Source organism: Nocardioides lijunqiniae (assembly GCF_015024225.1).
GTDB classification, from domain to species: domain Bacteria; phylum Actinomycetota; class Actinomycetes; order Propionibacteriales; family Nocardioidaceae; genus Nocardioides; species Nocardioides lijunqiniae.
The window spans coordinates 15,801-41,453 of sequence record NZ_JACJGM010000033.1; the positions used below are offsets into that span (position 1 = coordinate 15,801).

General features: G+C 73.4%; 20 protein-coding genes and 2 tRNA genes. 10 read left to right on the top strand and 12 right to left on the bottom strand.

Features of this window, described 5'->3' with window-relative positions; all coding sequences use genetic code 11:
- The first annotated feature begins 32 nt into the window (after positions 1-32).
- Positions 33-4,361, top strand: coding sequence for a phosphodiester glycosidase family protein (locus IRQ30_RS23910; protein ID WP_264674631.1), 4,329 nt, complete (start codon positions 33-35; stop codon positions 4,359-4,361).
- 68 nt (positions 4,362-4,429) lie between these two features.
- On the opposite strand, the gene IRQ30_RS18095 is transcribed toward IRQ30_RS23910, so the two are convergent.
- Entirely contained in the window at positions 4,430-5,236 is an 807-nt protein-coding gene (locus IRQ30_RS18095) for a DeoR family transcriptional regulator (protein WP_193614364.1), read from the bottom strand.
- Positions 5,237-5,296: 60 nt separating this feature from the next.
- Here IRQ30_RS18095 and IRQ30_RS18100 point away from each other — a divergent pair, with 60 nt between their 5' ends.
- Positions 5,297-6,544 carry an MFS transporter gene (locus tag IRQ30_RS18100; protein ID WP_338089779.1) on the top strand — a complete coding sequence of 416 codons (1,248 nt, stop codon included), beginning with the start codon at positions 5,297-5,299 and terminating at the stop codon, positions 6,542-6,544.
- A gap of 292 nt (positions 6,545-6,836) precedes the next feature.
- Here the strand turns inward: IRQ30_RS18100 and IRQ30_RS18105 are convergent.
- Positions 6,837-6,912 (bottom strand) — tRNA-Arg (locus IRQ30_RS18105).
- Positions 6,913-7,063: 151 nt separating this feature from the next.
- Positions 7,064-7,645 (bottom strand): hypothetical protein, encoded by a 582-nt coding sequence (locus tag IRQ30_RS18110; protein ID WP_193614365.1) that lies wholly within the window; start codon positions 7,643-7,645, stop codon positions 7,064-7,066.
- A 142-nt stretch (positions 7,646-7,787) separates the two neighbouring features.
- On the opposite strand from IRQ30_RS18110, the gene IRQ30_RS18115 reads away from it, so the two are divergent.
- Both IRQ30_RS18115 and IRQ30_RS18120 read left to right on the top strand, forming a co-directional pair.
- Positions 7,788-9,029, top strand: coding sequence for an LCP family protein (locus tag IRQ30_RS18115; protein ID WP_193614366.1), 1,242 nt, complete (start codon positions 7,788-7,790; stop codon positions 9,027-9,029).
- The gene (locus IRQ30_RS18120; protein WP_193614367.1) at positions 9,026-9,232 is read left to right on the top strand and encodes a hypothetical protein; all 207 of its coding nucleotides are present in this window, start codon (positions 9,026-9,028) and stop codon (positions 9,230-9,232) included. Before IRQ30_RS18115 ends, IRQ30_RS18120 begins: the two co-directional genes overlap by 4 nt.
- Positions 9,233-9,334: 102 nt before the next feature.
- Here IRQ30_RS18120 and IRQ30_RS18125 read toward each other — a convergent pair whose 3' ends face one another.
- The 3 genes from IRQ30_RS18125 to IRQ30_RS18135 form a co-directional block, all read right to left on the bottom strand.
- Positions 9,335-9,703 (bottom strand): MscL family protein, encoded by a 369-nt coding sequence (locus IRQ30_RS18125; RefSeq protein WP_193614368.1) that lies wholly within the window; start codon positions 9,701-9,703, stop codon positions 9,335-9,337.
- A gap of 51 nt (positions 9,704-9,754) precedes the next feature.
- A complete protein-coding gene (locus IRQ30_RS18130) occupies positions 9,755-10,408 on the bottom strand; it encodes an SAF domain-containing protein (protein WP_193614369.1) in 654 nt (217 codons plus the stop codon).
- An 86-nt stretch (positions 10,409-10,494) separates the two neighbouring features.
- Positions 10,495-10,803, bottom strand: coding sequence for an FmdB family zinc ribbon protein (locus tag IRQ30_RS18135; protein ID WP_193614370.1), 309 nt, complete (start codon positions 10,801-10,803; stop codon positions 10,495-10,497).
- 79 nt (positions 10,804-10,882) lie between these two features.
- On the opposite strand from IRQ30_RS18135, the gene IRQ30_RS18140 reads away from it, so the two are divergent.
- On the top strand, positions 10,883-13,489 hold the full coding sequence (locus tag IRQ30_RS18140) for a penicillin acylase family protein (RefSeq protein ID WP_193614371.1): 2,607 nt from the start codon (positions 10,883-10,885) through the stop codon (positions 13,487-13,489).
- Between the two features lie 37 nt (positions 13,490-13,526).
- On the opposite strand, the gene IRQ30_RS18145 is transcribed toward IRQ30_RS18140, so the two are convergent.
- On the bottom strand, positions 13,527-13,970 hold the full coding sequence (locus tag IRQ30_RS18145) for a hypothetical protein (RefSeq protein WP_193614372.1): 444 nt from the start codon (positions 13,968-13,970) through the stop codon (positions 13,527-13,529).
- A gap of 132 nt (positions 13,971-14,102) precedes the next feature.
- On the opposite strand from IRQ30_RS18145, the gene IRQ30_RS18150 reads away from it, so the two are divergent.
- Together IRQ30_RS18150 and IRQ30_RS18155 are read left to right on the top strand one after the other, a co-directional pair.
- Positions 14,103-15,386, top strand: a complete 1,284-nt coding sequence (locus IRQ30_RS18150) for a sensor histidine kinase (RefSeq protein WP_193614373.1) — start codon at positions 14,103-14,105, stop codon at positions 15,384-15,386.
- The gene (locus IRQ30_RS18155) at positions 15,383-16,093 is read left to right on the top strand and encodes a response regulator transcription factor (RefSeq protein ID WP_193608693.1); all 711 of its coding nucleotides are present in this window, start codon (positions 15,383-15,385) and stop codon (positions 16,091-16,093) included. Before IRQ30_RS18150 ends, IRQ30_RS18155 begins: the two co-directional genes overlap by 4 nt.
- A 21-nt stretch (positions 16,094-16,114) precedes the next feature.
- Here the strand turns inward: IRQ30_RS18155 and IRQ30_RS18160 are convergent, their stop codons facing one another.
- The 3 genes from IRQ30_RS18160 to IRQ30_RS18170 all read right to left on the bottom strand — a co-directional run bounded on the left by IRQ30_RS18160 (position 16,115) and on the right by IRQ30_RS18170 (position 17,892).
- The gene (locus IRQ30_RS18160; RefSeq protein ID WP_193614374.1) at positions 16,115-17,290 is read right to left on the bottom strand and encodes a PAS domain-containing sensor histidine kinase; all 1,176 of its coding nucleotides are present in this window, start codon (positions 17,288-17,290) and stop codon (positions 16,115-16,117) included.
- A gap of 72 nt (positions 17,291-17,362) precedes the next feature.
- Positions 17,363-17,536 carry a hypothetical protein gene (locus tag IRQ30_RS18165; protein WP_193614375.1) on the bottom strand — a complete coding sequence of 58 codons (174 nt, stop codon included), beginning with the start codon at positions 17,534-17,536 and terminating at the stop codon, positions 17,363-17,365.
- A gap of 283 nt (positions 17,537-17,819) precedes the next feature.
- Positions 17,820-17,892: transfer RNA gene (locus tag IRQ30_RS18170), tRNA-Lys, on the bottom strand.
- 292 nt (positions 17,893-18,184) lie between these two features.
- Between IRQ30_RS18170 and IRQ30_RS18175 the strand changes: the two genes are divergently transcribed.
- Both IRQ30_RS18175 and IRQ30_RS18180 read left to right on the top strand, forming a co-directional pair.
- Entirely contained in the window at positions 18,185-21,778 is a 3,594-nt protein-coding gene (locus IRQ30_RS18175; protein ID WP_193614376.1) for a M14 family zinc carboxypeptidase, read from the top strand.
- A gap of 232 nt (positions 21,779-22,010) precedes the next feature.
- Positions 22,011-22,655 (top strand): hypothetical protein, encoded by a 645-nt coding sequence (locus IRQ30_RS18180; RefSeq protein ID WP_193614385.1) that lies wholly within the window; start codon positions 22,011-22,013, stop codon positions 22,653-22,655.
- Between the two features lie 309 nt (positions 22,656-22,964).
- On the opposite strand, the gene IRQ30_RS18185 is transcribed toward IRQ30_RS18180, so the two are convergent.
- Positions 22,965-23,864: a LysR family transcriptional regulator gene (locus tag IRQ30_RS18185; protein WP_193614377.1), complete on the bottom strand. Its 900-nt coding sequence runs from the start codon at positions 23,862-23,864 to the stop codon at positions 22,965-22,967.
- Between the two features lie 83 nt (positions 23,865-23,947).
- On the opposite strand from IRQ30_RS18185, the gene IRQ30_RS18190 reads away from it, so the two are divergent.
- Positions 23,948-25,192, top strand: coding sequence for an MFS transporter (locus IRQ30_RS18190; protein WP_193614378.1), 1,245 nt, complete (start codon positions 23,948-23,950; stop codon positions 25,190-25,192).
- A gap of 3 nt (positions 25,193-25,195) precedes the next feature.
- Here IRQ30_RS18190 and IRQ30_RS18195 read toward each other — a convergent pair.
- Positions 25,196-25,653: PucR family transcriptional regulator (locus IRQ30_RS18195; protein ID WP_193614379.1), on the bottom strand; the 458-nt coding region annotated here is incomplete at its 5' end.

Genomic DNA, 25,653 nt, shown 5'->3' on the forward strand with positions numbered 1-25,653 from the left:
GCGGTGACGATGCCCCCTACACGAGGTGACGAATGACCCTGCCCTCCCGATCGGGCCGACCGCTGCTCCGATCATCCCTCTCCGCGCTCGCGGTCACGGCCCTCGCCGCCGGCGTGCTCGGCGCCGTCCCCGCCGAGCCGGCCCTGGCCGCCGCCCCGGTGGTCGCCCCCGTGACCGCCGCGGCTGCCGACGACACGACGTCGCCGGACTCGCTCTCGCTCGTCGACGAGACCGAGACCGTCGGTCCCGGCATCACCCTGCGCAGCCTCACCTCCGTGACGCCCAAGGGCTGGTACGACCAGCAGATCCTCAAGGTCGACCTGGCCAACCCGGCGGTGACCAGCGACCTGCTGTCCGGTGAGCACGTGACCGACCGCAACGCGATCTCGAAGAAGGCCGACGAGGCCGGCGCCGTCGCCGGCGTCAACGGCGACTTCTTCGACATCAACAACTCGGGGGCGCCGCTGGGCGCCGCCGTGAAGGACAACGAGCTCCTCAAGTCCTCCGACTACGGCAGCTGGACCCACGTCGGGGTCGGGCAGGACGGCGTCGGCCGCGCCGTCGACATGGCGCTGGACGCCAAGGCGACGTTCGGCGGGGTGGACCACGCGGTCATCTCGCTGAACGCGTCGAACACCCTGGCCGGCTCGCCGGTCGACTCGATCAGCGCCTACACCTCGCGGTGGGGCAGCGCCAGCCGCGCGATCGCGGTTACCGGCGCCACCGACGTCGCCTCGGTCCTGGTGCAGGGAGACGTCGTCGTCTCCGTGGACCCGGCCGCCGCCGGCACGGGTCCGATCCCCGAGGGCGCCTTCGTCCTGGTCGGTCGCGAGGCCGGCGCCGCGGCGATCCGCGCGCTGGTGCCCGGTGACGCGGTCACGCTCGGCTACGAGCTGAGCGACACCCTGGCGAAGCAGATGAAGTTCGTGATCGGCTCCAACCGCGAGCTCGTGCGCGACGGCGTCGCACGCCCGGACGCCGAGCTCGACAACGACGTGCACCCGCGCACGGTCATCGGGTTCAAGGACGGCGGTCGCACGATGCTGCTGGTCACGAACGACGGCCGCCAGTCGCCGATCAACGGCATGACGATGCGCGAGCTGGCGGCGTTCATGGTCGGCCAGGGCGCCGAGACCGCCTGGAACCTCGACGGCGGCGGCTCCACCACGATGGTGGCGCGCGCCCTCGGCGAGACGGCCACCACGGTGCGCAACCGTCCCTCCGACGGCGTCGAGCGGCTCGACCCCAACGGCGTCGGCGTGTTCGTCGCGCCCGGCACCGGCCGGGCCGAGGAGCTCGTGATCACCCCGGGCACGGGCCGGGCGAAGGTCTTCCCCGGTCTGCACCGCACGCTCTCGGCGAAGGCGATCGACGACCACCTGACGCCGGTCCCGCTCGCGCGCGGCGACGTCCGCTGGAGCACGTCGGCCGGCATGGTCGACAGCGGTCTGCTGGCGGCGCCCGCCGACGCCAGCGGCACCATCACCGTGAAGGGCACCGCGGACGGCAGCCAGGGCGTCGCGCGCGTCCGGGTGCTGCGGCCGCTGCGTACCCTCGAGCTCTCCACCAACCGCATCGCGATCACCGACCCGGTGCCCGCGAACGCCGTCCAGCTGCGCGTCACCGGCCGCGACGGCCAGGGCTTCACCGCGCCCGTCGAGGCCGCCGACCTGGAGCTCGACTACGACCGCAGCGTCATCAAGGTGACGCCGTCCGGGACCGGGCTCAAGATCACGCCCGTCACCGACGGCGGCACCGTGCTCGTCCTGAGCGCCGGCGGCCGCACCACGCGGGTCCCGATCACCGTCGGGGTCCAGACCGTGCGCCCCTACGCCTTCGACGACGAGGCGGCCGGCTCCGGACGCTGGACGAGCAACAGCTCGGCCGGCTCCACGGTCGCGATCACGAAGGACCCCGAGGGCGTGCGCCTGGAGTTCAGCGCCACCCGCAACAAGGGCATCAGCGCGGCCGGCGTGCCGGCCCGCTGGGTCGAGATCCCCGGCCAGCCGCTGCGGGTCCGCGTCAAGATGAAGTCCAGCGTCGTGGTGCCCGCGGGCCTCACCTACGCCGGCTTCTGGGACGCCGCGGGCAAGTCCCACGGCCTCTACGGCACCGGCCTGGTGGCCTCCGACCAGTGGCAGTACGTCACGTTCACGATCCCCTCCACGGCGACGTACCCGATCCGCTTCAACTCCTTCCAGGGCATCAACACCGCGGTCAGCCAGCAGGTCGCCGGTCACTTCGTGTTCGGCGGTATCGAGGCCGACGTGCCGTCCGAGATCGAGCTGCCCGGCCAGGAGCTGCTGCTCGCCGACGCGCTGTTCTCGCCCGACGGCCGCGTCGACGAGGAGCAGGACTGGAGCTTCGCCACCCTCTCGGACGTGCAGTTCACCGCTGCCCAGCCCGAGCTGACCAAGGTCGCGATCGCCGCCCTCGCACGGATCCGCGCGCAGAAGCCGGACCTGATCGTCCTCAACGGCGACATCGTCGACCGCGGCCTGGCCGAGGACGTGACGCTCGCGCGCCAGACCCTCGAGGCCGGCGGCTGCGACCTGATCGGCCTGGGGGAGGAGCCCGCCGCGGAGAGCACGCCCGACCCCGCGTCCGGCACCGTGCCCTGCTACTACGTCCCCGGCAACCATGAGTCCTACGGCGTCGGCAACGTGCAGTCGACGCTCGACGCGTGGGAGGCCGAGTTCGGGCAGCCGTACCGCACCTTCGACCACAAGGGCACCCGGTTCGTGCTGCTCAACAGTGCGCTCGGCTCGCTGCGCGGCTCCGACTGGGACCAGCTCCCGATGCTCCAGCAGGCCCTGGACAGCGCGGCTGACGACCCGGCCGTCGACAACGTCATGGTCTTCGCCCACCACCCGGTGGACGACCCGGCCGAGACGGACTCCAGCCAGCTCACCGACCGCATCGAGGTGCGGCTGGTCGAGAAGCTCCTGACCGACTTCCGCGAGGAGAGCGACAAGGGCGTTGCCATGGTCGGCTCCCACGCGCAGATCGCGAGCGTCCAGAGGCTGGAGGGCGTGCCCTTCGTCGTGCTGCCGTCGTCGGGCAAGTCGCCGTACGGCACCCCCGACCGGGGCGGCATTACCGGGTGGCTGAGCTGGAGCGTCGACCGTGACGCGTCGGCCGCCGAGCAGTGGCTGACCGCCGACGTCCGCGCCTTCTCGCAGGAGACCGTCGTGGACGCCCCGGAGACCCTCGAGGTCAGCCGGACCGCCACGGTCGGAGGCCACGTCGTCCAGCCGTCGGGGGTCACCCCCGGCAGCCGCGTCGTCCCGCTGTCCTTCCCGGTCTCGGTGCACTGGTCCGGTGACCCGGCCCTGGCGATCGGCTCCGGCGACGCCGCGGTCGAGGCCGCCCGCGCCGACAAGAAGGTCGCGATCCTGGACCCGCGGACCCGCCAGCTGACGGGCCTGCGCACCGGCGAGGTGACGCTGAGCGTCACCAACGACTCGATGCGCGAGTACACCGACGAGGCCTCCGCCGCTCCGGTCACCGGCCGGCGCACCGTCCAGGTCGTCGCCTACGCCGGGCCCGGGTCCCGCATCGACGCCCCGGCGCCGGTCTTCCCGACCCAGGCGGTCGGCACCATCGGGGTCGGGCAGCGGGTGACGGTGACCAACAGCGGCGACCAGCCCCTGCGGATCACCAAGGTCGCGATCGCCGCCAGCGGCACCAGCCCGGCCGGCGAGTTCGTGCTGGCCGGCGAGCAGTGCGTCGACGTCGAGATCGCTCCGGGTGCGTCCTGCGAGGCGCTGGTGCGCTTCTCGCCGTCCGCCGCGGAGGTCACCTCGACCGCCGAGCTGGTCATCACCGCCAACACCCCCGAGGGTCGCGTCGAGGTGCCCCTGACGGGTCTGAGCACCGGTCCGCTGAAGGGGGAGCCGGGCGAGCCCGGCCAGGACGGCCCGACCGGCCCGACCGGCCCGCAGGGTCCGCAGGGTCCCCAGGGCCCCGGTGGCGAGTCCGGCACCCCGGGTGCCACCGGCCCCCAGGGTCCGGCGGGTCCGCAGGGTCCGCGGGGTCCGATGGGCGCCGTCGTGTTCGGCGCGTCGCAGAAGGTCGTCACGGTCCACCGCGGCGACCGCGCGCGGCTGGGCTTCGTCCTGCGCAACAAGACGTCGCGCGCGCTGCGCTCGACCGTCAGCGCCCGGCCCCCGGCGGCGCTGCGTGCCTACGGCAAGCGGGTCGTGCGGCTGCCCGGCGTCCGTGCCGGCGCCGTGCGCAGGGTGAGCTTCCGCTTCGCCATCGGCGAGCGGGCGCGCCTGGGCGGGCACCGGGTGCGGGTCACGCTCCGCGTCGGTGACCGCACCGTCACCCGGGTGGTGCGGGTGCGCGTCCTGCGCTGACCTGTGAGTGGACCGCCCCCGACCTGCGCGCAGGTCGGGGGCGGTTCGCGTTGTCCGGGCGGCGCCTCTCAGGGCGCGTCGGGGCCGTCGTCGGCGGGATCGTCACCGGGGTCGGTGGTGACGACGTGCACGACGACGCCCTTGTCGGAGAACCACCGCAGCAGGTCCGGGGGAGCGTCGGAGGTGGTCACGAGGTCGGTGACGTCGCTGATCGTGCCGAAGCGGAAGGTGGAGGTCTGGCTGAGCTTCTCGCCGGTCGTGACCAGCACCCGCCGGGTGGAGGCGGCGATCGCGGCCCGCTTGATGCGGGCGTCCTCGTGGGTCGAGCTCGACAGGCCGTGGGCCGGCGACGCCGAGCACGCTCCCAGGATCAGCACGTCGGCCAGCGTCTCGGTGACGGACTCGAGCGCGGCCGACCCGACCATGGCCAGCGAGTCCACCTCGACCGGCCCTCCCGGCACCAGCACGGTCGGGCCTGGCCGGGAGGCGAGGACCGCCGCGGCGTGCAGCGACAGCGCCAGCACCGTCAGCGGCCGCCCCACCAGCTCCTGGGCCACGGCGAAGCAGGTCGTCCCGTTGTCCAGGATGACCGAGTCGTCGTCGGCCACCAGCGTCGCCACGTGCGCCGCCAGCGCCTGCTTGGGAGCGCGGCCGGTCTCGTACCGCGCGGTGAACGGCGTGCGCACGCCGCGCCGGGGTGCCCGCACCGCGCCGCCGCGCTTGCGCTGCACCAGCCCGCGCGACTCCAGGTCGGTGAGATCCCGCCGGATCGTGACCGCCGACGCGCCGGTCAGCGACACCAGTGCCTCGACCGACGTCAGGCCCGGCTGAGCGACCGCCTTGGTGATCGAAGCATGACGAAGTGATCGTTGCACGTGATCATGGTGGCACCTAGCGTCCCGACGTTCCGTTCCTCGCCGTGAAGGGGCCGCCGCGTGAGCCACCCGTCCACCCCCACCCGCTCGACCGTGCGCCGGGCGCGCGCGGGCGTGTCGCTGATGTTCTTCACCAACGGCGTCCTGCTGGCCGCGCTGCTGCCTCGCTACCCCGAGATCAAGGCTCAGCTCGACCTCGACAACAGCGAGTTCGGGCTGGTCCTGGTCGCCTTCCCGGTCGGCGCCCTGGTCGCCGCCGCCTACGCCGGCCGGGTGACCCGTGCCGTGGGGGTCCTGCGCGCGGGCTGCGTCGGGTCGGTGCTGCTCGCGGTGGCCTTCGCCCTGGCGGCGGCCTCGACGTCCGCCCTGCTGTTCGCCGCGGCGCTGTTCGCCGCGGGCGCCATCGACGCCGTCGTCGACGCCGCCCAGAACATCCACGGCGTGATCGTGGAGGACCGGGCCGGCCGCTCGATCATCAACTCGCTGCACGCCCTGTGGAGCCTGGGCGCGGCCTTCGGGGGCTTGATCGGCGCCTGGTGCGCCGCGCGCGACGTCGACCTCACCACGCAGATGGTCGTCAACGGCGGCGTCTGGGCCGCCGTGGCCGTCCTCGCCACCCTCGTCGCCCGCCTGCCCTCCGACTCCTCGCCCCAGGAAGCCGCTCCGGAGGGCGAGCCGGAGGCCGGGGGTACGTCGCTGCCGTCGCGGCGGGGCACCTGGGCGCTGCTCGCGCCCCTCGGTCTGCTCGCCATCTGCGGGACCCTCGTGGAGGACGTCGCCAACAACTGGTCGGTGCTCTACCTGCAGGTCGAGACCGACGCGCCGCTGGCCGTCGCGGGCCTCGGGGTGAGCGTCATGCTGGCCGCCCAGTTCGTCGGCCGCCTGTGCGGCGACCCGATCACCGACCGGTGGGGCCGCGACCGGGTCGCGCGCGCCGGCGGCCTGCTGATCGCGCTCGGGGCGCTGGTGGCGATCGTCGCCCCGGTCTACCCGCTCACGGTCGTCGGCCTGGCGATCTCGGGCTTCGGCAGCGCGACCCTGGTCCCTGCGGCGTTCGCCGCGGCGGGCCGGGTGCCCGGGCTCCCGGAGGGCACCGGGATCGCGATCCTGGGATGGCTGATGCGGGTCGGCTTCCTCATCACCTCACCCGTGGTCGGGGTGGTCTCGGACGCCAGCAGCCTGCGCGTCGCCTGGGCCCTGCCGCTGGTGGCCGGGCTCGTCGCGGCCGCCCTCGCCGAGCGCGCCCGCCGCACGCTGACCGGCGTACCGGACGCGGCGTCGGGCGTCGTCGCGTCGTCGACCCGCTGACCGGACTGCCTCGGGACCGGACCCCCGCGCGACGGCCTACGAGCCGCTCATCCCCACAGCACCGTCGTGAGGTTGGACAGCGTCCTCGTCGCTCCGTCGAGCCAGCAGACGCCGACCAGGATCGCGATGACTTCCACGGGTCGGGTCATGCCGTACCTCCCACTCGGTGAGTGGGAAGACCCCCCAGCCTTCCGCACTCACCCGGCGCAGGGCCGGGTGGGCCGACGGTAATGGTCGCGCCAGCGGCCGGTGTGGCGTTCGGCACAACCTTTACCCAGGCGCGGGACGAGGATGGTGCCCCAGGCAGGAGTCGAACCTGCGACCTTTCGCTTAGGAGGCGGCTGCTCTATCCACTGAGCTACTGGGGCGGGCCGAGCGCATCCCCCACGTGGAGGTGACGCTGACGGCGCTCATCTTGTCAGGACCGGCCGGCGGCGGGGAACCAGACCCCGCAGCAGAGGGCCCGCGCGCGCTGGCGGAGCGTGCACGTCGCCCTGCGTCCAGGGGAGACGGCCCGGCTCACAGCTCGTCCGGCCACTCGCGCTCCGGCCCCTCGACCATGCGCGACAAGGACCGGGCCTTGTCCACGCCGAGGCTCGCGTTCACTGCCTCCTCCCGCTGCTCGACCAGTCGCTCCCGACGTGGCAGGGCGGCGCGTCTGGCCACCCAGTCCCGGAAGGACAGGTCGCCGGTCGACTCGTAGCGCGGCGGCCGGAGCGCCGCGCGGTGGTCGGGGCGCTCCGTGACGAAGCCGAACCCGAGGCAGTAGAGGTCGCCCCAGCTCAGCGGAGCGCACGCCGACAGCAGCCGTGCCTGCTCCGACAGGGGCATCGCCATCAGCTCGTCGCGGTCGAGCTCGCGCGCCGCGGTCGCCAGGCGCCTGATGCTCGCCGCGTCGTCGTCGTCGTCGTCGTCGTCGTCCGTTGCGGGCGGTCCCGGTGGCGCGGGTGGGTCAGCAGCGGGCGCCGTGACCCGCGAGCCGTCCCTGGCGTGAGCCGGCCCCGGCGAGTCCCCGGCGGCACTGCAGGCGCTCAGCGACGCTGCGGCCAGCACGAGGCAGACCCAGCGGAGGGCGTCGGTGCGCGTACGTCTGGTTCCCATGCCGGTGGGACGCGTGCTGGAGGGTCGAGGTTGTGCGTCCGTCCACGGCGAGGGTTTGGCCTACTCGTCGGTCACGGAGACAATTTGGCGTTAGCACGTACCTTCGCCACTGCGAAGGTGACCCCCGCGAGCAGAGGTGCAGATGTCCGACGAGCAGCAGGCTGCTGAGTCGGAGCCGTCGACCCCGCGCAAGGGCCGGCGTCGGGGCCGGACCCGCAAGCGGCACGTCGTCGCGCGCGTCCTGCTCACCACCGCCGTCGTGCTGGCCATGGTGACCGGGCTCTCAGTGGTCTTCCTGACCCGCCACCTCGAGGGCAACGTCACCGTCCTGGACCCCCGCGCCCAGCTCTCCAACCGCCCCGACAAGGTCGACACCGACTCGGGTCCCAAGGAGCCGCTGAACATCCTGGTGATGGGCTCCGACGCCCGCGACGGGGCCGGCAACAACATCGACGGGCTCACCGGCGACGGCGCCCGGTCCGACACCACGATCCTGATGCACCTCTCGGCGGACCGGAAGCACGCGTACGGCGTGAGCATCCCGCGCGACTCGCTGGTGACCCGTCCGGAGTGCAAGGACGAGGACGGCAAGACCATCCCCGGCGGCGAGAACCAGATGTGGAACACCGCCTTCGCGCTGGGCGGCCCGGCGTGCACCATCCAGCAGTTCGAGCAGCTCACGGACGTCCGCATCGACCACTTCGTCGTCGTGGACTTCGCGGGCTTCCGCGACATGGTCGACGCGATCGACGGGGTCGAGGTCTGCATCCCCGAGGACATCGAGGACCCCGCCCACGGGATCAGCATCCCGGCCGGCACCCGCCAGATCCGGGGCAAGGAGGCGCTCAACTACGTCCGAGCGCGCTACACGCTCGGCGACGGCTCCGACATCGGCCGCATCCAGCGCCAGCAGGTCTTCGTCGCGGCCATGGCCAACAAGGTCGTGTCGGGCGGCACCCTCGCCCGTCCCGACCGCGTGATCCGCTTCCTCAACGCTGCCACCAAGTCGCTCATCGTCGACCCGGGCCTCAAGAGCGTCGTCGACATGGGCAAGCTCGGGCTGGGCTTCAAGGGCATCGGCCTCGACAACATCAAGTTCGTGACCGTCCCGTGGGCCTACGACACCCGCGAGGGCTTCGAGGGCCGCGTCGTGTGGCTGCCCGACGCCAAGAACGTCTGGCGCAAGGTGCGCGCCGACGAGCCGCTGAGCAAGCGCCTCAGTGAGGGCTCCATCGACGCCGGCAACCTCCCGGGTGCGACGCCCAGCGGCTCGCCCGACGGTCCGCCCAGCGGCTCGCCGACCACCAGCCCGGGCGGCTCACCGTCCCCGGACGTCGACGAGGACCAGGCCGCCGCCCGCGAGGCCGCGGGGCTCTGCGCGTGAGCGAGCCGACGGATCCGACGGGGCCGACGGGGCCGACTGGGACCACGCAGCCGGAGGAGTCCGACTGGGAGCGCCGGCGGCGTCTCGAGGCGGTCTTCGGCGACGCCCTCCCTGACACCACCAGCGACGAGCGCGACCCCGCCGGCCGCGACGACAACGACGCCTGGCTCCGCGCCCAGGTCCCGCCGCACCACGGCGGCTAGGACCAGCATTCCCCGGGGGTTCTGGGCTTTTCCCTGACGTTCTGGGCCGTTATTTCGCCCCAGAACGTCAGGGATTTCAGCATCTGCTGATAACCCTGCCGATCAGACCTGCGGCCGCGTGGCGAGCAGGTCGCGGATCTCCTGGAGGAGCTTGACGTCCTCGGGGGTGCCGGGCTCGGGGCTGGGGAAGAAGCGCTCCTTGGCGGCGACGTACGGCGTCACGACGAAGAAGTAGACGACCGCGGCGAGGATCAGGAACGCGACGAGCGCGGTCAGGAACGAGCCGACCGCGATGTCGCCCGGCGCGAAGTTGTTGAAGTCCGGCTCGTTGCCGCCCAGGACCTTGGCGATCGCGGAGAGCAGCATCTCGGTGAACGCCGTGACGACCGCGGCGAAGGCGCTGCCGATGATGAACGCGACGGCCAGGTCGATCAGGTTGCCGCGCAGGATGAAGTTCTTGAAGCCGGTCATGGCTGCTCCTCGCTGCCGAGATGGTGGGACGCGCCCACCGGGACCTCGAAACTAGCGTTCGGCCCAGGTGAATGTCACGACCGCGCGCACCGCCGCCGCCGTGACCACCGCGACCTCGCCGGCCGAGGCGCCCACGACCACGAGGCGTCCGGGCAGCCCCGTCGCGGAGGCCGCGCCGTCGTCGGCGGGCAGCGCCAGTACGGGTACGTCGTGCGCCACCACCTCGGCGTCCCCGCCCTGGGGGTCGGCCGCGACCAGGTCGATCCGGTCGCCGACGGTGAGCAGGGCCGCCATCCCCGGGTCGGGGAGCCGCACGGGCGTCGCGACCCGGCCGGGGTGGCCGTCGGCGAGCGCCGGCCCGACCAGCCGCACCGAGGTGACGGCCTCCCCGCGTCGCAGCGGCGAGGCCAGGGTGCGACCCACGGCGCCCTCGGCCAGGTCGTCGGGCACCGAGCCGGGCGCGAAGGACGCCTCGACCAGGTCGCCCGGGGACAGGACGGTGCCTGCGGGCAGGTCGCGGGCGGCGACGACGACCTCCACGCGCGCCGGCGGGGGAGCGGCGACGGAGTGCAGCCCGGCCGCGAGGGCGACCGCCGTCAGCACCGCGGCGAGCAGCCGACGGCGGCGCAGCACCGCACGGCGTACGCGACGGTGGGCCCGCGCGAGACGCGACCGCGCGCCGTCAGCAGGTGCGGGGGAGTGCATCCCACGACGCTAGGCGAGCCGGGACGTCGGTGCGCCGGCTCTCCACAGGGCCGGCCCCGGAGCGCCCGCCCGACCTCCAAGGAGCCTCAGGCGGTGGTGGCCGCTGCCGGCTTGCTGTCGCTCTTGGGCGTGCTGGAGGAGGAGTCGGACTTCGACTCGGACTTGGTCTCCGGCTTGGTCTCGGACTTCGCCGCGGGGGCGTCGGACGAGGTGGTCGCCGAGCGGCTGTCGTTGCGGTAGAAGCCGGAGCCCTTGAAGACCACGCCCACCGCGTTGAAGAGCTTGCGCAGGCGGCCGTGGCACTCCGGGCACTCGGTGAGCGTGTCGTCGGAGAAGCTCTGGAACTGCTCGAACGAGTGGTCGCACTCGGTGCAGGCGTACTGGTAGGTCGGCACTGTTACTCCTCGGTGGCACGGATCTGGCACTCCGCCCTGGCGACTGCCAATTCTACGGCACGGCACAATGAGTCGCGCCATGGCCGAGGACACCGCAGCACCGCGTGACCGCAGGCCGGGCTTCCGGGGGCTGCCGCGCGGGCTGCGCGTCACGACGTACGTCGCCGTGCTGGTCGTCCTGACGCTCGTCGCCGGGCTGGCGACGTTCGTGGTGCTGGCCCGGAGGCCGCTGCCGCAGACCACGGGCGAGCTGGTCCTGCCCGGCCTGACCGGCGAGGTGGAGGTGGTCCGCGACGAGCACGGCATCCCGCAGCTCTACGCCGACACCCTCGACGACCTGATGCGCGGCCAGGGCTACGTGCACGCCCAGGAGCGGTTCTTCGAGATGGACGTCCGGCGGCACGCGACGGCCGGACGGCTCGCGGAGATGTTCGGCGAGGACGCGCTCGAGACCGACCTCTACGTCCGCACGATGGGGTGGCGACGCGTCGCGGAGCGCGAGCTGGCCCTGGTCGAGCCGTCGACCCGCACCGCGCTGGAGGCCTACGCCGCCGGCGTCAACGCCTTCCTGGCCGAGAGCTCGCCGACCGAGACCGCCCTCGAGTACACCGTCCTGAACGCCGGCGGCCTCGACTACCACCCCGAGGACTGGACCGCGGTCGACTCCCTGGCCTGGCTCAAGGCGATGGCGTGGGACCTGCGCGGCAACATGGCCGAGGAGATCGACCGGGTCCTGACCGCCGACGCGGTCGGCGCGCGGCGCGCGGCCGAGCTCTACCCGGCCTACCCCTACGCCGAGCACGCGCCGATCGTGCAGCAGGGGGCGGTCGTGGACGGCGTCTTCGAGCAGGACGCGACCACCGGCGGCACCCGCAACCCGCAGCGCGCGCCGTTCACCGCCGCGCAGCGCGCGCCGCTCGCGGCCCTGGGCGAGGGGCTGGCGCGGATGCCGTCGTGGCTGGGCAGGGGCGAGGGCCTGGGCAGCAACTCCTGGGTCGTCGACGGCGAGCACTCCGCCACCGGCGAGCCGCTGCTGGCCAACGACCCGCACCTGGGCGTCGGCATCCCCGGCGTGTGGATGCAGATGGGCCTGCACTGCCGCCGCGTCGGTCCGGAGTGCCCGCTGGACGTCGCCGGATTCACGTTCTCCGGGGTGCCGGGCGTGATCATCGGCCACAACGCCGACATCGCCTGGGGCTTCACCAACCTCGGCCCCGACGTCACCGATCTCTTCGTGGAGCGCGTGCGCGGCGACACCTGGCGCTACGACGGGCGCCGGCGTCCGCTCAGGGTGCGCACCGAGACGGTCGAGGTGGCCGGCGGCGACGACGTGGAGCTCACCGTGCGCGAGACCGACCACGGTCCGCTCGTCTCCGACGTGGACGAGGCCGTCGCCCGGGTCGCGGGCGCGGCCGGCAGCCGCAGGAGCGGCCCCGAGCGCGACGAGTACGCCGTCGCGCTGTCGTGGACCGCGCTGCAGCCGGGCACCACCGCCGACGCGATCCTCGGGCTCAACGCGGCGACCGACTGGGACTCCTTCCGCGACGCCGCCGCCGACTTCGCCGTGCCCGCGCAGAACCTCGTCTACGCCGATCGCGCCGGGCACATCGGCTACCAGGCGCCGGGTCTCGTGCCGATCCGCCGGTCGGGCAACGACGGCACGGTGCCCTCGGCCGGCTGGCGCCCCGAGAACGACTGGACCGGGGAGTTCGTCCCCTACGACGGGCTGCCGCGCGTGCTCGACCCCGACGAGGGCTTCCTGGTCACGGCCAACCAGGCGGTCATCGGCGAGGACGACTACCCCTACTTCCTCACCGGCGACTGGGACCGCGGCTACCGTTCCGAGCGGATCCGCCGGGAGCTGCTCGACGGCGGCGAGCTGTCGGTCGCCGACATGGGCTCCCTCCAGCTGGACGACCGCCACCCGCTCGCGCCGGTGCTCACGCCGTACCTGCTGGACGTGCGGCTGCGGCGCGGGTACGCCGACGACGGCCAGCGCCTCCTGCGCGGCTGGGACTTCCGTCAGCAGGCCGACAGCGGCGCGGCGGCGTACTTCAACGTGGTCTGGCGCAACCTGCTGGAGCTCACCTTCCACGACGAGCTGACCGGCGACCAGCGCCCCGACGGGGGGAGCCGCTGGATGGGCGTGGTGGAGCAGCTCCTGGAGAGGCCGCGGTCCCCGTGGTGGGACGACGTCGCCACCGACGACGTCGTCGAGACCCGCGACGACGTGCTCGCCGCCGCCCAGCTCGCCGCCCGCGACGAGCTGACGTCGCGGCTCTCCCCGGACGCCGGCGAGTGGCGCTGGGGCGACCTGCACCGGCTCGACCTGCGCTCCAACACCCTCGGGGAGTCCGGGATCGGCCCCGTCGAGCGGATGGTCAACCGCGGCGGCTGGGAGGTCGGCGGCGGCTCGGCCACCGTGGACGCCACGGGCTGGGACGCGCGCGAGGGCTACGGGGTGGTCACCGCGCCGTCGATGCGGATGGTCGTGTCGCTCGGCGACCTCGACGAGTCACGCTGGGTCAACCTCACCGGGGTCTCAGGACACCCGTTCAGCGCGCACCACACCGACCAGACCGACGTGTGGGCCGCCGGCGGCTCGCTGCCGTGGGTCTTCTCCCGCGAGGCCGTCCTCGACGCCGGGGCGGACACGCTGACGCTCGTCCCCGCGGACGGCGACTAGCGGCGCGTCCCGCCCCGGCTGCCGAGTGCGAGCCGGACTAGCCGGCCGCGGTGCAGGCGGTGGTGGCCTCGGTGAAGAGGCTGGCGTCCGACGGGTCGATGCCCTCGGGCTTCTCGTCGGCGATCGCCTGCAGCGTCTGGGCCGAGGCGTCGTCGTAGATCTCGTCGACGAAGCAGGTGGCCGTCTGCTTGACGATGTCGGCCGGCAGCTCGACCGTCGTCTGAGCCGTGATGATCTTCTCGTAGCCCGAGATGACGACGTCGCGCTCGGGCTTGTCGCCGTCCGCGGCGCCAGCCTCGGGCTCAGTCTCCGGCTCGGTCTCCGGCTCGCTCGGGCTGGGGGTGGCGTCGTCGGAGCTGCTCTCGCTCTCGCTGGCCGAGCTCGAGGGCTCGTCGGCGGGCTCGTCGTCGCCCCCACACGCGGTGAGGACTCCCAGGCTCATCACGGTGAGCGCTGCGGCTGCGGACAGTCGGATCTTCATGGGTCCTCCTTGGGATGCGCGGCCCCGATGACCGGCGCGCCCAGCCTGTCGTGGCCGGGGTGACCGGGACACCAACGAAACCGCGGAATCCGCGCTCCCACACGCCTCGACGGTCCGGCAGGATGTGACCTCGTGAGCCGACGACCAGACCTGCGCGAGGAGACCGCGGACGCCGTCCCCGGCCCGCGCACGTGGTCCTGGGTGCGGGGCGGCGGGCCGCCCACGACGGTCGCCGGCGCGGAGAGCGCCATCGTGGTGCTCGTCATCGGCGCCCGGATCGGGACGCTGGTCCAGGCGCTGCCCTCGCTGCCCGGCGGGGTGTCCAGCTCCCCGGCCCCCGCCTGGTACGTCGCCTGCTGGGCCGCCGCGGCCGCCGCGTCCATCACCGTCAGCGTGACGTCCTACCGCCGCGGCCACGCGCTGTCCGACCGCGCGCAGGCCGTCGACATCGCGCTCGCCGTCGTGATCGTGCTGCTCGGGCCGTGGACCGTGGCCGTGGAGGACCGGATCGGCTCCTGGGAGGGCTTCCAGCCGGGCTACGCGCTGTCGGTCGTGCTGTCGATGATCGCGATGCGCCACGGCGGCGTGTGGCTGGCCGGTCTCAGCGCCATCGTGGCCGCGGAGGTCTTCTACCTCGCCTCGGCGTCCGAGACCGCGAGCGCCTCCACGATCGTGGGCAACCTGTTCACCGTGATCGTGCTCGGGGTCGTCGGCCGGGGCAGCGTGCAGTACCTCCGGCGGGTCGCGGACGACGCCGACGAGGCCCGCGCCCAGGCCTCGGAGCTGGCCCGTCTCCGGGAGGAGCAGCGCGCCCAGGTCGCGATCCACAACGGTGCCGCGGTCATGCACCTGCTGGGCGACCCCAGCCTCGACGACGTCACGCGCGACCGGCTGCTGGAGCAGGCTCAGTACGAGGCGACCCGCATGCGCGCCTACCTGCGCGGGGTGCCGCGGTCGCACCTGGACCCCGACGAGGACACCTCGGGTCCCCGGCCGCTCGCCGACGTGGTGAGCCGCAAGTGCCGCGAGTTCGACGACCTCGTGATCGAGGTCGCCCTCGACCTGGGCCAGGGCGTGCGGGTCGAGCCGGCCGTCGCCGAGGCCGTCGAGAACGCGCTCACCAGCCTCCTGCTCAACGTGCGCATGCACTCCGGGGCCCGGCTCGTGGTGGTGCACCTGGACGCCGGCGACGACTTCCCGCCGACCGGCTGGGTGCTCACGGTCCACGACGACGGCCACGGGTTCGACCCCGCCGGCGTCGAGCTGGGCGTGGGGCTGCGCGAGGTGGTCCGCGGCGAGCTCGGCCGGCACGGGGTCGACGTCCGGATCGAGTCCACGGCCGCAGGCGGCACGACCGTGACCATGGCGGGAGCCGTCGCCGGCTTCCCCGGCATCGATGTGGAGGGAACGCGATGAGCGAGCGACCGACCGCGGTGGTGGTCGACGACGCGACGGTGATCCGGCAGTCGATACCGGCGCTGATGCCGGCGTTCGACATCGTCGGCTCCTACCCGCGCGTCGAGGCGCTGATCGCCGAGCGGCCGCACGCCGACCTGGTGATCCTCGACCTGCACCTCGTCAACTCCACGCAGCCCTCCGCCCGCCAGGGCGTCGCCGCCGTGCGCGCCGTGGTCGCGGCGGGCTACCGCGCCTGCGTCTACAGCCAGGAGGAGCGACGGTTCGTGCTCGCGGCGTGCCTGGCGGCCGGGGCCACCGGCATCGTCTCGAAGTCCGAGCCGGTCGAGTCGGCGCAGAGCATGTTCCTGGACGCGATGGCCGGCCAGATCGTCGTGCCGCAGGCGATCATCAGCCTGATGGAGCTGCTGGTGCGCCGCAACTGCATCACGATCCTGGGGGAGCGGCAGCGTCAGGTGCTCGCCGGCCGGGCGCGCGGGCTCACCTACGCCGAGCTGAGCCGCTCGCTGTTCCTGTCGGAGTCGACGCTGCGCGGCTACTGGCGCGAGCTCACGCTGGGGGTCTCGCGCTACCTGCAGGAGACCACGCCGTCTGACATCGAGCGCGCGCTCGGCCTCGGGCCGGGCGACCTGCTGGACTTCTGGCCGGGGTCGGCGACCGAGCCCGCCGGCGACTCCGCCTCCCGCGACTGGTGGCACCTGCGCTGACGCCGGGCGCCGTACGCGTCCTCAGGCCGGCAGGTGCTGGGGCACGTGGAAGGAGAACCGGCAGCCGCCCTCGGCGGGGAGCTCGAGGCCGATCTCGCCGCCCATGAGCGTGACGAGCTCCTTGCAGATCGCCAGCCCGAGCCCGGTGCCGCCGTAGCGGCGGGTGATCGAGGGGTCCGCCTGGCTGAACGAGGTGAAGAGCCGGTCCTTCTGCTCCGGGGTCACGCCGATGCCGGTGTCGGTGACGGCGACGAGGACCGTCGGGCCGTCGGGCGCGGGTGGCCCCGGCTCCGCCTGCACGCGCACCGAGCCCGTCTCGGTGAACTTCACCGCGTTGCCGACCAGGTTGGTGAGCACCTGCGCCAGCCGGGCCGGGTCGCCGGTGGCGGCGTCGTCCAGCCGCTCGTCGACCTCGAGCCTCAGCGCCAGCCCCTTGCCCTCCGCGGCGGCCGCCTGCGTGCCGACGGCCTGCGTGAGGACCTCGCGCAGCGCGAACGGCACCCGGACGAGGTCGGCCTTGCCGGCCTCGACGCGGGAGAAGTCCAGGATCTCGTCGACGAGGCGCAGCAGCTGGGCCCCCTGGCGGTCCATGACCGCCGCGAGCCGCTGCTGCCGGTCGTCGAGGTCGGTGTCGCTGAGCATCTCGGCGGCCGCAAGCACGCTGGTGAGCGGCGTCCGGATCTCGTGGCTCATGTTGGCCAGGAAGAGTGACTTGGCGTTGCTCGCCTCCTCGGCGGCTCGCCTCGCGTCGTCGAGCTCGGCGCGCATGCGGTTGCGCGCGGTGACGTCCTCCGCGATGCCATAGGCGCCGACCAGCTCGTCCTCGACGATGATCGGCAGGCCGGTGACCGAGAGGTCGACGAGGTGCCCGGCCTTGTGCAGGAACTGCACCTCGAAGCGCTGGGGCTCGCGGTCGAGCAGCCGCAGGAAGGCCGCGAGCGTCGGCTCGAGCTCGTCGGGCGGCAGCAGGTCGGTGAACAGCATCCCCAGCAGCTCGGCCTCGGAGTAGCCGCTCAGGAGCTGCGAGGAGGGGTTCGCGCTGGTGAAGCGACCCTCCAGGTCCAGCGAGAACACCGCGTTGGGGTGGTACTCGAAGAGCGAGCGGTAGCGCTCGCTGGTCTCGCGCATCGCCCGCTCGACCGCGACCAGCCGCTGGGCGTCTTCGTCGGAGCGATGCTCGGCGTCGCCTGCCGCCATGCCCGCTCACCTCCCGCTCCCTGTGCTGGGAGCGACCCTACGGGCAGAAGTGTGGGGGAGCGTCGCCGCCACTCACCAGCGCGAGACGCGCCACGCCGCGACGAAGGCGACAGCCGCGGCGGGCACCTCGGCGAAGTGCTCGGTCAGCGCGAGCAGAGTGAGGACGGCGAAGCCGGTCACGCCGAGGAGGGTCGGCCACACCTCGTCGGCCGAGGGGTCCGGAGCCCCACCCAGGTCGTCCCGCACGACGCCTCCTCATACATGCTTCAGTCCAGTGACACACTCTACTTAAGCGCATCGGTCGGACGTCGAGCAGGCAGGCAGGTTTGGAAGCGCGTCGGGAGGGGAACGGTTCCGCCATGTCAGCCCTCGAGGTGCTCCTGCTGGTGCTCGTGGCCATGGCGCTGCACACGGTCGTCACGACCGTGCACCGCTCCGGCCGGTAGGCAGCGGCTGCGACTCCTCTTGCGGCTCGGCTGCTACTCGGGGGAGGGCGACGAGGAAGGGACGCCGGGGGGCGTCACGCCGGTAGGCCCCGTGGGACTCGAACCCACAACCAAGAGATTAAAAGTCTCCTGCTCTGCCAATTGAGCTAGGGGCCCGGGGGGATCTGGGCCGGGAGGATCGCGTGGGGGCGGTCGCTCGCCGACGTGCTGCGCGTGCAGGCCGAGAGTCTAGGCGAGGCCCGCCGAGGGGCTTCGAGCGGCGCGGATCGGCCTGGTTTCGACGATTTGTCAGACAAAGTGTCCGAAACCGTTGACGCGTGTCAGCAGAACTGGTTGGTTTTCTGCACCCCCCGGACCTTCGCTGGCCACCCGCAGTTCACGACCGGACCCTCAGGGTCCGGCCGCACGATGTGGCGCGCGCGGAGCGTCCCCTCGTGAAGGAGCAGGTATGTCTCTACCCCACCGACGGCACGGCTGGAGGAGGCGCGGGCTCGCACTCGTCGCGCCCGCCGCCCTCGTGCTGGCCGTCCTCGCGATCCCCGGGACGGCGAGCGTCACCGCCGCCACCGGGGACTCCGACGTCGTCCTCGAGCGGCAGCCCGACGAGGAGGCGATGGTCGTCGAGGTGCGCCTCGCCGACACCGCCGAGCTCGACCGCCTGGTCGCCACCGGCGTCGACCTCGACCACGGCGTCCAGCAGGGACCCGACGGTCTGTCGGTCCGCGCGGTCGTCACCGACAGCGAGATCCAGCAGCTGAAGACCGGCGGCTACGACGTCGGCGAGATCCTCTACTCCGCGGAGGACTCCGCCAAGGCCCTCGCCGGCCGTGAGGCCACCCTCGCCGTGGAGCGCGCGGCCAACGTCGGGCTCAAGCGCGGCAAGTCCTCCGGCCTGCGCGCCCTCCCCGGCTCCACCCCCGCGGACGCCTCCGACGTGCGGATCATCCGCGCCGACTACTACACGAGCTTCGGCACCGGGGTGCTCTCGGTCGAGGCCAAGTGGGCCGAGGGCGCCACGTCCAACACGCCCCTCGTCGTCCAGCGCGACAGCGGCCCCGGGACCCCGATGGGCTCCGGCGGCACGCAGAGCATCTCGCGCTTCGTCGACGCCGGCGTCTACCTCTACCACCTCGGCGCGGCCAACGTGAACGTCGACGTGCGCGGCGAGTCCACGCGCCCCGACCGGGTGCAGATCACCAGCCCGAGCGGCGACGTCGTCATCGCGAAGGTCAACGACTGGCTGCCGACCGGTGCCGAGCAGGACCCGTTCAAGGGCGCCGGCTACCAGGAGGACTTCGTCAACAAGTACCTCGTGCCGACCGAGCTCTACGCCCGGATCAAGCAGCTGGCGGCGACCTACCCGGCCCTCGCCGAGATCGTCGAGCTGCCCAACGCCTCGGCGGGCTACCGCCGCAAGGCGCAGGCACTCCTCGAGCCGACCAACCGGATCAGCGCGACGATCGGCGGTCAGAGCGTCGACCTGCCGTACGCCGTGGCGACCACCGGCGCCTGGGCGACCCTCGCCCCGAGCGACACCACGACGCCCAACCCGGTCGCCGTGCGCCGCGTGAACGCGGCCGCCAACCCGGCCTGGCCGGCGGCGACGCCGAGCATGGGCTGCGGCGCGATCTCCGGTCTCCCGGCCGGCGCCATCGCGGTCATCGACCGCGGTGAGTGCAGCCTGGCCGACAAGGTGCAGAACGCCCAGAACGCCGGCGCCGTCGCCGTCGCCCTGGTCAACGCCACCGCCGGCCTCGCCACCGCCCCGAGCGGCTCCGCCACCCCCACCGGCAGCGCGACGGCCGTCACCCTGCCGACCGTCGGCATCTCGCTGCAGGACGCCACCAAGATCCGCAACGGCGGCACCACCGTCACGGGCCGCCTGGTCCCCGTCACCGCGACCCCCAACGCCTCCCGGCTCGGCATCGAGTCCCTGGCCTGGGGACACGAGGGTGGCAACGACATCACCGCCCAGATCGTCGACCCCGAGCCCGCCAACGCGCCGCTCGAGGTCACGGTGTCCGGCAACGCCATCACGGTCAGCGCCGCCACGAACGCCGAGGGTGCGATCGTCAGCACCGTGGCCGAGGTGGTGGCCGCGATCAAGGCCAACCCCACCGCCGCCGCGCTGGTCGACGCCTACCCGTACCGGACCGAGACCGGAACCGGCGTCGTGCGCGCCACCCCGGTCGTCGCGCTCAGCGACAACCTGAACGCGCCGGCGTGGGTCTCCCGCGACCCGCACCCGGTCTACGCGATCAAGATCGGCAAGACCCGCGACGGCTCCAAGCCGGGCGTCCTGGCCTACGCCCAGGAGCACGCTCGCGAGTGGGTGCCGCCGCTGGTGACCCTCGAGGCCGCGGAGCGACTGCTGCGCAACTACTCGACCCACGCCCCGACGCGTGAGCTCGTGGACAACCTCGAGATCTGGATCGCCCCGTCGATCAACCCCGACGGTGGCCACTACTCGTTCTTCGACTTCGCGTCGCAGCGTCGCAACATGACGCGGCACTGCGCGAAGGGCGGGGTCTACGACGCCGCCGGTCGCAACAGCTGGGGCGTCGACCTCAACCGCAACCACACCGAGTACAGCGCGCACGACGGCTACTCGGGGGCGTCGCCCACCAACTGCACCAGCGACACCTACGCCGGACCGCAGGAGCTCTCCGAGCCCGAGGCCCGCAACGTCGACTGGATGATGGCGAAGCCCAACATGCGCTACTCGATGAACATGCACTCGTCGGGCGACTACTTCATGTGGGCGCCGGGCGCGTACAAGGACGCGGGTCGCGAGACGGCGCCGCGCCCGAGCGTGGGCGAGGAGGCCTACTTCTGGCAGGCCTCCAGCCGGATCCTCACGGCCATCAAGCGTCAGCGCGGGATGACGGTGACCCCGGCCCGCACGGGCCCGATCATCGACGTGCTCTACTCCGCGGCGGGCAACTCCGGTGACCTCGCCTGGTACAAGTACGGCCTGTACGGCTGGAACTTCGAGGTGGGCCGCACCTTCCAGCCCCCGTTCGAGTCCCTGACGCCGACCGGTCCGGGTGCGCACCAGGAGTCGCTCGAGTACGCCAACGGCCTGATCGAGCTGCTGCGGGTCGCCCGCGACGAGGAGCTCGACGTCACGGCGCCGACCACCAAGATCGAGTTCGCGGAGACGAGCGACCCCGACCGGGTCGACTTCACCTTCTCCTCGAACGAGGCGGCGGAGATCTACTACACGCTGGACGGCACCGCTCCCACCAAGGAGAACGGCATCCGCTGGGAGTCCGAGGGCGACCGTGAGGGCGGCAAGCGCCTGAGCGTCGCCAAGGGCACCCCGATCTACTGGTACGCCGTCGACCCGGCCGAGAACGTCGAGGCGGGCTACGACCCGACCGACGCGGCCGACCGTCGCTACCGCAAGTGGATCGCCGACCCGTCGTGGTCGCCGGAGGCCGGCACCTCGACCGTCGAGCTGTCGCTCGCCCCGACGAGCGTCAAGCAGGGTCAGAAGTCCACGGCCACGGTCACCGTGACCGCGACCAACGACTTCGAGCTCGCACCGTCGGGCACGGTCACGGTCAAGGCCGGCGGCGAGACGATCGGCACCCTGCCGGTCGACGCCGAGGGCAGGGCCAGCGGCCCCGTGGGTCCGTTCACCAGGGCCGGGTCCGTCCCGGTCGTGGCGACGTACTCCGGTGACGACGTCACCTCCGGTGGGTCCTCGGCTCCGGTGACCGTCCAGGTCACCGCGGCGCCGGTGGTGAAGGTGGCCTCCAAGGTCGCCGTCACCAAGGTGGCCCCGGCGCGGATCACCCGGAGCACCCGGGCCCGGCTGACCGTGAGGGTCACGGCCTCGGCGCCCGTCGCCGGGCAGGTCGTGGTCCGCTCGGGCGGCAAGGTCGTGGGTCGCGGCACGGTCGGCGCCAACGGCCGGGTCGTGCTGACCCTGGCCAAGCTGGGCAAGGTCGGCCGCAAGACGCTGGTCGTCAGCTACGCCGGCAACGCCCGGGTCAAGGCGTCCACCACCCGGAAGGTGGTGCGCGTCGTCCGCTGACCTGAGCTGAGCACGGGGCCGGCAGCACCTTCGGGTGCTGCCGGCCCTGTCGCGTCCGGTGCCGGTCGCCCTCCGGTGGCGCCGGGGCGGAACGCGCAAGCGGGCCAGCGGGACGCGCACGTGGGCCAGGCGGGACGGACAGGTGGGTCAGGGTGGGACCACCTGTCTGGGCCATGGTGGGTGCGGGGCCGAGGGGCGACGCTGAAGCACACCGCCAACCCCAGGAGCCTCCATGTCATCCCTCACCGCCGGTCGCTACGCGGCCGTCGCCGCCACCCTGGCCCTCGCCGTCTCCCTCGGCGGCACCAGCTACGCGGCCGTCAAGATCGGTACCGCCCAGCTCAAGAGCGGCGCGGTCACGACCCCCAAGCTGGCCAAGGGGGCCGTGACGTCGGCGAAGATCAAGAACGACGCCGTGACCGGCGCCGACGTCAAGGAGTCCACGCTGGGCGCGGTCGGCAAGGCCAAGCGAGCCTCCCAGGCGGACGCCGTCGACGGGGTGTCGATCGCGAAGGTGTCCTACCGGAAGCCTGCGGGCCCCGGCTCCACCGTCCTGGCGGCCGCGGGGGGCCTGACCGTGCGAGCGTCGTGCGCCGGCGGGGAGCTCACCCTGACCGCGACGACGAGCAAGAACGCGGCGTACATCAGCACCTACGCCAGCCGTGACTCCAACCCGGCCGACCCCCTCCAGGCCGACGAGGAGGGCTCGGGCTTCGTGATCGGCGAGGTCTTCGACCTGCAGGCCGGTGAGGACGGCGACACCAACCACGTCGAGTTCGCCTACGGCGCCGCCGACGGCTCGGTCGTGACCGGCGTCATCGACACCGACGAGGGCACCCCGGACTGCCTGGCCATCGGGTTCGTCACCTCCGGCTGACGCCGTCGCCCCGGCTGACGCCGCTCCGGCGGAGCGAGTCGTCGTGACCGGTGACGCCTCGGGGCGGGCTGGCTGCTGTTCATGGCCGGAGACGACGGCGAGCGTCCTGTCCCTGCTCGAGGTCGTGTCGGCCACCGCCCTGGCGGTCGTCTTCCTGGCGAGCGACTGCCGCCGCTCGGGGTGGCCGGGCTGCTGCTGGTCCTCGCGTCCGCACCGGCAGTCCGCCCGTCCCGGTCCCGGCGAGACCGGGGATCGACCTGACGATGACATCGGAAGGACCTGGGACGCGCCGACCGCGCGCCCCGGCGCTCAGCCGCCGGACGACGATGCGGCGCCCGCGGCCTCGACCAGGACGTCGACGAGGGTGCGGGCCGCCGCTCCGAGCGGCTGGTCCCGTCGCCAGTGCAGCGACACCTGCCACGGCGCCGGCCCGTCGGCGACCGCGATCCTGACGCACTCGCCGGTGGGCACGGCGTCCGGGACGACGGCCACGCCCACCCCTGCCGCCACGAATCCCGGCACCGAGGGCAGGTCCCCGAGCTGGACGACCAGGCGTCGTCGCAGGGAGCGCTCGCGCAGCGTCCGGTCGAGCAGCACGCGGTTGCCGTAGCCGTCGAGGGTGTCCACCCACGGCTCGTCGGCCAGGTCGGCGAGCCGCACCCGCCTGCGCCGGGCCAGCCGGTGGGTCGGCGCCACCAGGGCGACGAAGGGGAACGACAGCAGCGGGACCGAGGCGAGCTCGGGGTCGTCCTCGTCGGCCAGGCCCGAGAACGCGAGGTCGATGCGGCCGTGGCGCAGGTCGTCGAGCAGGCCGGAGGACCCCGTCGCGGACGCCACCAGCGCGAGGTCGACGAGGGGGTGCTCCCCTCGGAAGTCCGCGACCAGCCGCGGCAGGTCGATCACGTCCAGCGCGGCGAACGAGCCCAGCCGCACCCGGCCGCGCAGCTCCTCGCCGTCCTCGGAGGTGGCGTCGCGCAGCCGGGCCGCGGCCGCCAGGGTCGCCCTCGCCTCCGGGAGGGCGCGCTCGCCCGCCGGGGTCAGCCGCATGCTCCGCGTGGTCCGCACGAAGAGCGTCGTCCCCAGCTCGCGCTCGAGGCTGCGCAGGCCGGCGGAGACCGTCGACTGGGCGGCGTAGAGGCGGAGCGCGGCGCGGGTCACGCTCAGCTCCTCCGCGACGGCGACGAACTGCTCGAGTGTGCGGAGCTCCATGCTCGCCATTATGCGCTCTCGCCGATGAGTATCTGCATGATTCTTCGTTGGACTCGTCGACCGGACAGGCGCACGCTGGTGCCATGTCCATCACCACCGCAGCAGCACGGCCCACCCTCGTCTCCGACCGCGACGACGACCACCGCCACCGGGCCCGGCACGCCACCGGCTACTGGGTCGTCGCCCTTGCCTTCCTCTCGGTCATGGCGTTCGCGACCGTGCCGACGCCGCTCTACGCGATCTACCAGCAGGAGGCCGGCTTCGCGCCGGTCGTCGTGACGGTCGTCTTCGCGGCCTTCGCCGTCGGGGTGATGGTCAGCCTGCTCCTCGCCGGGCACCTCAGCGACGCCCTCGGACGGCGGCCGCTGATCCTGGTCTCGATCGGGGTGGAGGTGGTCTCGGCGCTCGTCTTCCTCGCCTCGACCTCGCTGCCCGCCCTGCTGGTGGCGCGACTGCTGTGCGGGATCGGCGTGGGGACGCTGACCGCGTCGGCCACCGCCCACCTGGGCGAGCTGCGCGGGGTGGCGCGTCCCGGCGCCGGACCGCGGCACGCGGCCACCGTGGCCGGGCTCGCCAACATCGGCGGCCTGGCTCTCGGGCCGCTGGTGGGCGGACTGATCGCCGAGTACGCGCCGGCGCCGCTCGTCACGCCGTACGCGGTGTTCCTGGTGCTGCTCGTCGCCGCCGCCTGGGCGACCAGCCGGGTGCCCGAGACCGTCGTCCCGCCCGAGGCCCGTGCGCCCTACCGGCCGCAGCGGGTCGCCGTCCCGACCGAGTCGCGAGGGGCCTTCTGGGCCGCAGGAGCCAGTGCCTGCGCGGCGTTCGCGGTCTTCGGGATGTTCACGGCGCTCGCCCCGACCTTCCTGGTCACGGTGCTCGGCCACCGCGACCACCTGCTGGCCGGCACGGTGACGTTCTCCGTGTTCGCCTCGGCCGCGCTCGCCCAGGTGCTGGCCGGTGCCTGGTCGCCGCAGCGCCAGCTGCGCGACGGCACCGTCGGCCTCGTCGCCGGCCTGGCGGTCGTCGCCGCCGGGGGAGCCCTGGCGTCGCTCCCGGCCTTCCTCGTCGGAGCAGTCGTGGCCGGTGCCGGCGTCGGCCTGGTGTTCCGGTCGGCGGTCGCCCGGGCCGCGGCGCTCGCACCGGCGGAGGTGCGCGGTGAGGTCCTCGCCGCGCTGTTCCTCACCGCCTACGCCGGGCTGACCGTCCCGGTGCTGCTCACCGGGCTCGCCCTGCTGGTCCTCGCCCCGGTCACGGTCCTGCTGGGCTTCGCCGCGGTCACCATGGCCGCCGCGGTCCTCACCACCTGGCGCGGTCTGGCCCTGGGCTGAGCCTCACAGCCCGGCCAGGCGCGCCACCGTCAGCGCCGAGGTCAGCTCGAGCAGGTCGCGGGGGTGCGTCAGCCGGAGGCCGGTGAGCTCCTCGATCCGACGGGTGCGTTGCAGCACGGTGTTGGGGTGCAGGTGCAGGACCCGGGCGGCGGCGCGTCGGTCGAGGTCGGCGTCGAGCAGCGTCCGCAGCGTCGCGACGAGCTCGGTGTGCCGCTCCCGGTCGTAGTCCAGAACCGGCCCGAGGACGCGCACGGCGAAGCGCCGCAGCCCCTCGATGTCGTCGAGCTGGAGCAGCAGCGTGTCCAGCGCCAGGTCGGACAGGTCCACGACGACACCGTCCCGTCCCCCGGTGGCGGCCAGCGCCAGCGCGCCGCGCGCCGTGCGGAAGGCGGCGGGCAGGTCGGCGGCCGGTGCCGCGGCGGTCACCGCGCCCACGGCGCGCCGGCTCCCGCGAGACGCCA